Here is a 1,339-nt window from a genome sequence, read left to right on the forward strand (position 1 = left end):
TCTATGGTCACCCTCGTTTTTGCAACACTCATTTTGATGAATTTTGGGCTTGCTTAAATCTATCCGGCGTCACTATAGGCAAGGATGCCCGCGCCTCGATGAGTTCCGCGCCTGATGAACCTTAAAAGTGTGCCGGCTTCAAGGAGCCAATTTTTATGCTAGGTTTCTCATCAGGCCGGTAGGCCGTTCATGTCATCAATTATCAGTCTTCGCAAAACCAGTGGGGTAATAGTTAAATAGATTCACAATGACGTCAGTTTCAGGCAACAAATACCGTGTGTTGTGTCGTAATAGCCCAGGCTATCCGGGCGAGTTTATTCGCCAACGCACAGGCCACGATATTAGAATGCTTTCGTTCAAGTTGCTGCTTAACCCAGTCAGCCAGTTTGCCCTTTCTATGCTCGATATGCAGTATGAACGTTCGAGCACATAGCACTAACAGTTGCCGGAGTGTCTTGTTACCCCGTTTACTGATCCCCAATAAGGTTGTCTTTCCCCCAGTACTGTACTGGCGGGGAACCAATCCCGTCGAGGCTGCAAAATCCCGGCTGTGTGCGTATTGCTTCCCATCGCCCAGTTGTGAGGAAAGCACACTCGCCGTGATGGGGCCAATGCCGGGGATCGTCATCAGCCGTTGTCCGGTATCATCCTGAGCAATCTCCTGTGACAGGGCGGTTTCAATCTCGGTGATTTGTTTAACCAGATAGTGATAATGCGCCTGTAACCGCAGTAATACCTGTACCAGATAAGGGGGAAGTTCATGTTCACCCAACACAGTGGAGAGCTGTTTTATCACAGCAATTCCCTTGGGCATACTGATGCCAAACTCAAGCAGGAAAGCCTGCATCTGGTTGGTGGTTTTCACTTTATCCCGTACCAGCGATTCCCGGACACGGTGCAGGGCTCGCATGGCTTGTTGAGCTTCCGTTCTGGGCTGAACAAACCGCATTGAAGGACGTGAGGCGGCTTCACAGATAGCTTCGGCATCAATAAAGTCATTCTTGTTACTTTTGACGAAAGGACGAACAAACTGCGGTGAAATCAGCTTGGCCTCATGCCCCAAATCAGCGATCCGCCTTGCCATGAAATGCGCGCCAGCACAGGCTTCCATCACCACCGTTGCCGGAGAGCAGCTAGCTAAGAATTCCATCAATTTAGTTCGGGTGAATTTTTTACGTAGCAGGGCTTTCCCCGAATGATCCTGACAATGGACATGAAAGGAATGCTTGCCGAGATCGATACCAATCAGTGCGATAGTGTTCATGATGATGGCCTCTTAAAAAAATAAATCACACGCTGTCAATATATCGCTAACAGGGTGAGGGCGACCATCTCATTA

At 49.1% G+C, this 1,339-nt stretch carries 1 protein-coding gene; it reads right to left on the reverse strand.

The genetic code is table 11. The annotated features are described in order from the left end of the window. Window positions 1-259: 259 nt before the first annotated feature. Window positions 260-1,264 (reverse strand): IS110 family RNA-guided transposase, encoded by a 1,005-nt coding sequence (locus Phpb_RS11670; protein ID WP_065390487.1) that lies wholly within the window; start codon window positions 1,262-1,264, stop codon window positions 260-262. Window positions 1,265-1,339: the final 75 nt, after the last annotated feature.

This window comes from Photorhabdus namnaonensis, assembly GCF_001684335.1.
GTDB lineage: Bacteria > Pseudomonadota > Gammaproteobacteria > Enterobacterales > Enterobacteriaceae > Photorhabdus > Photorhabdus namnaonensis.